Origin of the sequence: Microbacterium sp. (assembly GCF_047606385.1) — a bacterium.
Taxonomy (GTDB): Bacteria; Actinomycetota; Actinomycetes; order Actinomycetales; family Microbacteriaceae; genus Microbacterium.
The window spans coordinates 1-6,795 of sequence record NZ_JASGEL010000067.1 but is presented as its reverse complement, the minus strand read 5'-3'; the positions used below and the strand labels follow the sequence as shown (position 1 = coordinate 6,795).

Genomic DNA, 6,795 nt, shown 5'->3' with positions numbered 1-6,795 from the left:
GGCGGGGGAGGCCGGCTGCGGCGCCCGTGCGGCCGGATCGCCGCTCGGCGCGGGCGCCGCGGCGGCCAGCCGCTCGGTCAGCCGTGCGGCGACGGCGGCGTAGGGCGTGCCGTCGGGGGCGGCCAGCATCCAGCTCGCGGTGTCGGCATCCGGTCTCGCGTGCTGCAGCGCATCGACCGCGTCGCCGGTCAGCGCGGTCAGAGCGCGGTCGATCGACGCCGTCGACAGCAGGGCGTCGGCGGCGTCGAAGAAGTCGTGCCAGGCGGCCTCGGGCGAGACGCCGCGGCGCGCGAAGAGCTGCGCCAGGGCCGTGTCGGTGCTCTCCGCCAGCGCCGCCGCCAGCGTTCGTGCGTCGGACGTGCCGGCCACCGGTCAGCGGGCGCGGTTCGCCCGGGCCCTGCGCACGAAGGATCGGATCAACACCGTGAGCATGAACGCGAACGCGAGGATCGGTGCGACGTAGGTCACGACGCCGACGACCGGCCACACCCCGGTGCCGAACTGGGCGCCGGCAGCGGTGCCGATCATGATGCTGAAGAAGCAGGCGACCGAGACGATCAGCAGCCCGAGCGCGATCGTCGCGAAGATCCGGTCGATCGGGCGGACCGGCACATCGTCAGCAGCGGGCTTGCTCATCCTGCTCACTCTACTCCCTGCGGGTGGGCGTCCTCGCCGTGCCGGGGACGGGTGCCCTAGGCTGGAGGAGGGATCCATCGATCGTCCGTTCCACAGTGCCCGCGTCCGGGCCATCATCCAGCGAGGTTGTCATGCCCACCGGCAAGGTCAGGTTCTACGACGAGGAGAAGGGGTTCGGCTTCATCTCCTCCGATGATGGCCAGGACGTCTTCCTGCACGCCACGGCGCTGCCGTCCGGCGTCACCTCGGTCAAGCCCGGCACGCGGCTGGAGTTCGGCGTCGCGGACGGCAAGCGCGGTCTGCAGGCGCTGTCGGTGCGGGTGCTCGACGCCCCGCCGAGCCTGGCCAAGCGTGCGCGCAAGCCCGCGGACGACATGGCGATCATCGTCGAAGACCTCGTGGGGCTGCTCGACGGCATCGGCGGCGACCTGCGTCACGGCCGCTACCCCAGCGGCGGGCACGCGAAGAAGGTCGCCGCGGTGCTGCGCAAGGTCGCCGATGAGCTCGACGCCTGACGCCGGCGACGCCTCGGAGGACGAGCGCGGCGTCGTCGCGCCCGAGCCGGCGGTGCCCGACGAGCGGCTGCTCGCCGCTCACGACCTGGCGTTGGCGGCGCTGTACGAGATCACGCCGGCCGCGACCGTCGGGGCGCCCGCCGACTATGCGCTCGAGGCGGACGGTGTGGTCTCGCTGCGGTTCGAGACGACGCTGCCCGGTTACCCCGGCTGGTTCTGGACGGTGTCGCTGGCCGCGATCGAGGACGCCGAGCCCACGGTGCTCGAGGTCGAGCTGCTCCCCGGCGAGACCGCCCTCGTCGCGCCGGAATGGGTGCCGTGGGCGGTGCGCCTGGCCGAGTACCGCGCGCAGCAGGCCGCGGCGGTCGAAGCCGCGGCCGCCGAAGCGCTCGCCGACCCGGACGCCGCCGACGAGGACGTCGATCTCGGCGAGGACGACGACCTCGACGACGAGGACGCGGACGACGACTTCGACGACCTGGACGCCGCGGACTTCGACACCGACGGCTCGCCGATCCTGCACTCCGGCGATGTGGACGGCGTGGACATCGACGAGCTCGACGAGGACGCCGACCGCGACGAGGTCTGACGTCGCGGGTCCGCGCGTGCCGCTCGCCGCGCGGGTCAGGCGGACGCGCCCAGCAGCCAGGCCCCGCCGACGACCGCCGTCGACGCCGTGCCGGCCAGGAACACGCCGACCCAGACCAGACCCGGGATGCGGGTGAGCCGGGCGAGCTGGTCGGCGTCCGAGGACCGGGCTCTGCCGCGGGCGCGCTGTGATTGCAGCTCCAGCACCGGGCGCACCGCACCCGCCAGCAGGAACCAGGCGACGGCGTACGCCACCGCGCTCCGCATCTCGGCGGGCGCCCACCAGGACACGGCGACCAGCAGGGCCGCGCTGACGGTGACCGACCACAGCCCGAACAGGTTGCGGAGCTGCAGCAGCAGCAGGGCCAGCAGCAGCACGAGAAGCCACAGCATCGCCATGGGGTAGCCGGCCTGCAGCAGCCACGCGGCTCCCAGCCCCGCCAGCGCCGGGCCGAGATACCCGGCCAGGAGCGTCAGCACCATGCCGGGACCGCGCGATCTGCCCCGCGAGACGGTCAGGCCGGAGGTGTCCGAGTGCAGCCGGATGCCCTGCAGGCGTCGCCCGGCGATCAGGGCCGCGACCGCGTGCGCGCCTTCGTGGGCGATCGTCACGGCGTGCCGGCCCACACGCCAGACCGGCGTCACCACGACGGCGGCCAGGGCCACGACGCCCGTCACGAGCACGACCTGCGACGGCGGCGCGGCCGTCTGCGTCGTGGCGCTCTCCCAGATCTGCGCGAACGCGGTGCGGACACCGTCGAGCAGCCCGCCGAACGCATCCATCCTCGGAGGCAACCACGGCGGGCTATGCGCGAGCAGCGCGCCGGCTCCGCGAGCGCGTCGTCGCTACAGGTTCTCGAGCGTGTAGTCGATGCACTGGATGAGCTTGCGCACGTCGTCCGGTTCGATCGAGACGAACGTCGCGATGCGCAGCTGGTTGCGGCCGAGCTTGCGGTAGGGCTCGGTGTCGACGATGCCGTTGTGGCGCAGGCTGGCCGCGACGGCCGCGGCATCCACGTCGTCGGCGAAGTCGATGGTCACCACGACCGGCGACCGGTCGGCCTCCTCGGCGACGAACGGGGTCGCCACCGGTGAGGCCTCGGCCCAGTCGTACAGCGCCTGCGACGACTCGTGCGTGCGAGCGTCTGCCCACTGCAGGCCGCCGTTGTCGCCGATCCAGCGCAGCTGGTCGTTCAGCAGCAGCAGGGTGCTCACCGCCGGGGTGTTCAGGGTCTGCTGCAGACGCGAGTTGTCGAGCGCGTTCTTGAGGCTGAGGAACTCGGGGATGTAGCGACCGGATGCCGCGATCCGCTCGATCCGCTCGATCGCGGCCGGCGACACGGCGGCGAACCACAGGCCGCCGTCGGAGCCGAGGTTCTTCTGCGGCGCGAAGTAGTAGACGTCGGCTTCGGAGACGGAGAAGTCGATGCCGCCGGCGGCGCTGGTCGCGTCGATGATCGTCAGCGCGCCCTCGTCGCCGTGCACACGCTCGACGGGCGCTGCCACGCCGGTCGAGGTCTCGTTGTGCGGCCATCCGTAGACGTCGACGCCCTCGACGGCCTCGGCCGCAGCGCGCGACCCGGGCTCGGTCTTGCGCACGTCGGGGGCCTCCAGCCAGGGGGCCTTCGCCGCGGCGGCGAACTTGCCGCCGAACTCGCCGTACACCAGGCTCTGCGCGCGACGCTCGATGAGCCCGAACGCCGCCGCATCCCAGAACGCCGTCGACCCGCCGTTGCCGACGACGATCTCGTAGCCGTCGGGCAGCCGGAACAGCTCCGCCAGGCCGGCACGGACGCTGCCCACGAGGTTCTTCACCGGAGCCTGCCGGTGCGAGGTGCCGAGGATCGCCGCGCCGGGGCCGACGAGGGCCTCGAGCTGCGCCGGACGGATCTTGGAGGGGCCGCATCCGAAGCGGCCGTCGACGGGCAGGATCTCGCGGGGAAGGACGACGTGGGGCATGACCTCCATCCTAGAGTCCGGCGCCCCTCCGACGTGCGTGCGGGACCGCCCTCGGACGGCCCCGGTGGCATAGGCTGGCGTGGCCGGCCCCCTTCGCTCGAGGAGCACCATGACCGACCTCATCGACACCACCGAGATGTACCTGCGCACGATCCTCGAACTCGAGGAGGAGAACATCACTCCGCTGCGCGCGCGCATCTCCGAGCGCCTGGGCCACTCCGGGCCCACGGTGTCGCAGACGGTCGGCCGGATGGAGCGCGACGGTCTCGTCGTCGTCTCCGACGACCGCACCCTCGAGCTGACGGATGCCGGGAGGCAGAAGGCCGTCGACGTCATGCGCAAGCACCGGCTCGCCGAGCGCCTGCTCTCCGACGTGATCGGGCTGGACTGGGCCTACGTGCACGAGGAGGCCTGCCGCTGGGAGCACGTCATGAGCGAGCAGGTCGAGCGCCGGCTCGTGGAGCTCCTCGGCCACCCCACCGAGTCGCCCTACGGCAACCCCATCCCGGGTCTGGACCAGCTGGGCGATCTGCCCACCACCACCTTCGAGGAGGGCGTGATCGGCCTGGTCCGCCGCCTCGACGACAGCGACGGGGCGATCACGGGCACCGTGCGCCGGCTCGCCGAGCCCGCCCAGGTCGACCCGGAGCTGCTCGAGCAGTTCCGCGGCGCGGGTGTCGTGCCCGGAGCGACGGGCGTGTTCCAGTACAGCGAGGGCTACGTGCTGGTGCAGATGGACGGCAACGACGAAGGGCTCGAGCTGCCCGTCGAGGTCGCCGCGCACATCTTCCTCATCGACGACTGACAGCGCCTCTCGGCGTCAGGATGCCGAGACTGGGAACCCCCTGCGCAGCGCCGTCGAGGTGTGACTTATCCGTTACCTTCCGGTAGCCTGGGACCCGTCCACAGGCCGTAAGCCCGCCGTCGGACCCCGCACGGATTGCCTCACCGGCTCGTCGTCCGTCGCGGTGACACCCGCACATCGTGCCCCGAAAACACCGAGTGCCGACGAGCCAGCGCCGTGGCGCGGAGGCGCCGGAGGACATTTTGGCTGAACAGGTCGACTCGCACACCCCCCACGAGCACGACGACGCCTCCGCGGCGCCGGCGAGCCGTCGGAGCCTGCGTCAGTCCGCCGCCTCGGCCCGGGTCGTCCCCCGCGTCGAGAAGCGTCCGTCCGGGCGCCGCGGCGTCGTCAAGTCGGTGCGCAGCGTCGTGGTCGTCGCGATGGTCGGAGGCATGGTCGCCACCGTCGCCCTGCCGGCCTACGCCGCGTTCAACCCGGACTCGGGCTCCACGACCGTCGAGCAGCTGGCCGCCGACGACGCGCAGTCGCTGGTCGTCGACTCGGACGTGAGCCTCACCGATCTGTCCCGCAGCAGCTACTCCGCCACCACCGCCGACGAGCTCGCGCAGCAGAAGGCGCAGGAGGCGGCCGCGGCTGCGGCGGCGGCCGCGGCAGCATCCGCCGCGTCGACGTCGACGTCGACGACGTCCGTCGACCTGAGCATGGTCGCCCCCGGCAGCGGCGAGGTGCGCTGGCCGCTGGACATGTCCACGATCACGATCGGCCGTGGCCTCAGCTCCACCCATCAGGGTGTCGACCTGCTCGGCGCCTACGGCACGTACGAGTACGCGGCGGCGGCCGGCACGGTGACCAAGGCGGGATACTACGGCGACTACGGCAACGTGGTCTTCATCCAGAGCACCATCAACGGCCAGTCCGTCGTCACCACCTACGCCCACATGAGCACCATCATCGCCACCGTCGGCGAGACGGTCTCGGCCGGCCAGCTCATCGGGCTGATGGGCATGACCGGCAACGCGACCGCGAACCACCTGCACTTCGAGGTGCGCATCAACGGCACGATCGTCGACCCGCTGGCCTGGCTCGAGCAGAACGCCGGCTGACGACACGTCACCGGACGTTCACCACCGCCTGCATCCCGGGCGTGTCCGGGTGGGTTAGCCTGTGACTCGACGCTGAGTGAAGCGGAGGTCGCCGATGGGAAGCACGCCACGCATCCGAACCATGGATGCTCTCGGCCTGCTCGTCCTTCGGCATGTGAGCGGACGCCACGGGGCTCCCGTGCGCTCAAGGCGCTGTCTGTAGACAGCGCCTTTTTCATGCCCTCCGCGGATCATCGACGCCGCATCGAATAACCGCGAAGCCGTCCCGGCCATTCGAGAGGACTACATGGAATGCGCACCCTGGTGCTGAACGCGGGCTACGAGCCCTTGGCTGTGGTCTCCTTCAAGCGAGCGCTCGTGCTCGTGATGAACGAGAAGGCCACGATCATCGAGCAGGTCGAGGGGGACCCGGTGTGGGGCGCCCGCGGCGCCTACGAGCGGCCGGCGGTGATCATCCTCACCCGCTACGTGCGCGTCCCCGGCGCCCGGCACGTGCCGGTCACCCGGCGAGGGGTGCTGCGCCGCGACGGGCACCACTGCGCATACTGCGGGAAGTCCGCCACCACGATCGACCACGTGATGCCCCGGTCGCGGGGCGGCAAGGACACCTGGGAGAACCTCGTGGCATGCTGCCTGCGCTGCAACAACGTGAAGGGCGACCGCACCCCGCAGGAGATGTCGTGGTCGTTGCGCTGGGCTCCGCACCCGCCGCGCGGCCCGCAGTGGAGCGTGCGCGGCACCGAGCGCGCCGACCCGCGCTGGGAGCCGTATCTGGCCCTCGCCGCCTGACAGTGGTGGTGGGGGGCCCGGCAGCGGTGGTCCTGATTCGGCGCCTGACTGGCTCCGGGTCTTGGACGGGGTCTGTCGGTCGATTCGTTGCGGGGCTGGCTTTGCGTTGACCGTGCGAGGGTTCGTGGCCTGGTAGGAGCTTGTGCCAGCAGGCACTCATCACGTCCGCTCGCTCGGGATGGTGCGTGCCGTTCTGCCCATCGGTGTGTGAGGAACGGCGATGACGACCATTGCGCGAGGAGTGTCGACGGCGCGGGATCCTCGTCACTGGTGGCGGCTTCGGGGAGAGATCCCCGGCAGTCGTGGCTGTTTTCGCACCGCGTGACCCGCCACGAGTGACAGGGATCTCGGAGCGTCAGACCTCAGCCGGAGGCGCGGCGAGGACGGCCGTTTTCGT

At 71.6% G+C, this 6,795-nt stretch carries 8 protein-coding genes and 1 pseudogene; 5 read left to right on the top strand and 4 right to left on the bottom strand.

What is annotated here, in order from left to right:
* Both QM626_RS06505 and QM626_RS06500 read right to left on the bottom strand, forming a co-directional pair.
* Window positions 1-369, bottom strand: a pseudogene (locus QM626_RS06505) (hypothetical protein); the annotation flags it as partial.
* 3 nt (window positions 370-372) lie between these two features.
* A complete protein-coding gene (locus QM626_RS06500; RefSeq protein WP_415075200.1) occupies window positions 373-636 on the bottom strand; it encodes a multidrug ABC transporter ATPase in 264 nt (87 codons plus the stop codon).
* Window positions 637-767: 131 nt separating this feature from the next.
* Here QM626_RS06500 and QM626_RS06495 point away from each other — a divergent pair, with 131 nt between their 5' ends.
* Window positions 768-1,151 carry a cold-shock protein gene (locus tag QM626_RS06495; RefSeq protein WP_415075198.1) on the top strand — a complete coding sequence of 128 codons (384 nt, stop codon included), beginning with the start codon at window positions 768-770 and terminating at the stop codon, window positions 1,149-1,151.
* Window positions 1,135-1,740: a DUF3027 domain-containing protein gene (locus QM626_RS06490; RefSeq protein WP_415075196.1), complete on the top strand. Its 606-nt coding sequence runs from the start codon at window positions 1,135-1,137 to the stop codon at window positions 1,738-1,740. The genes QM626_RS06495 and QM626_RS06490 overlap by 17 nt, the downstream gene beginning before the upstream one ends.
* A gap of 35 nt (window positions 1,741-1,775) precedes the next feature.
* Here the strand turns inward: QM626_RS06490 and QM626_RS06485 are convergent, their stop codons facing one another.
* Window positions 1,776-2,522 carry a M50 family metallopeptidase gene (locus tag QM626_RS06485; protein WP_415075194.1) on the bottom strand — a complete coding sequence of 249 codons (747 nt, stop codon included), beginning with the start codon at window positions 2,520-2,522 and terminating at the stop codon, window positions 1,776-1,778.
* Between the two features lie 63 nt (window positions 2,523-2,585).
* Window positions 2,586-3,698, bottom strand: a complete 1,113-nt coding sequence (serC, locus tag QM626_RS06480; RefSeq protein ID WP_415075192.1) for a phosphoserine transaminase — start codon at window positions 3,696-3,698, stop codon at window positions 2,586-2,588.
* A 109-nt stretch (window positions 3,699-3,807) separates the two neighbouring features.
* Between serC and QM626_RS06475 the strand changes: the two genes are divergently transcribed.
* The 3 genes from QM626_RS06475 to QM626_RS06465 all read left to right on the top strand — a co-directional run bounded on the left by QM626_RS06475 (window position 3,808) and on the right by QM626_RS06465 (window position 6,398).
* A complete protein-coding gene (locus QM626_RS06475) occupies window positions 3,808-4,503 on the top strand; it encodes a metal-dependent transcriptional regulator (protein ID WP_415075190.1) in 696 nt (231 codons plus the stop codon).
* Window positions 4,504-4,745: 242 nt separating this feature from the next.
* The gene (locus QM626_RS06470; protein ID WP_415075188.1) at window positions 4,746-5,609 is read left to right on the top strand and encodes a M23 family metallopeptidase; all 864 of its coding nucleotides are present in this window, start codon (window positions 4,746-4,748) and stop codon (window positions 5,607-5,609) included.
* A 291-nt stretch (window positions 5,610-5,900) separates the two neighbouring features.
* Window positions 5,901-6,398, top strand: a complete 498-nt coding sequence (locus QM626_RS06465; RefSeq protein ID WP_415075186.1) for an HNH endonuclease — start codon at window positions 5,901-5,903, stop codon at window positions 6,396-6,398.
* The last annotated feature ends 397 nt before the right edge of the window (window positions 6,399-6,795 follow it).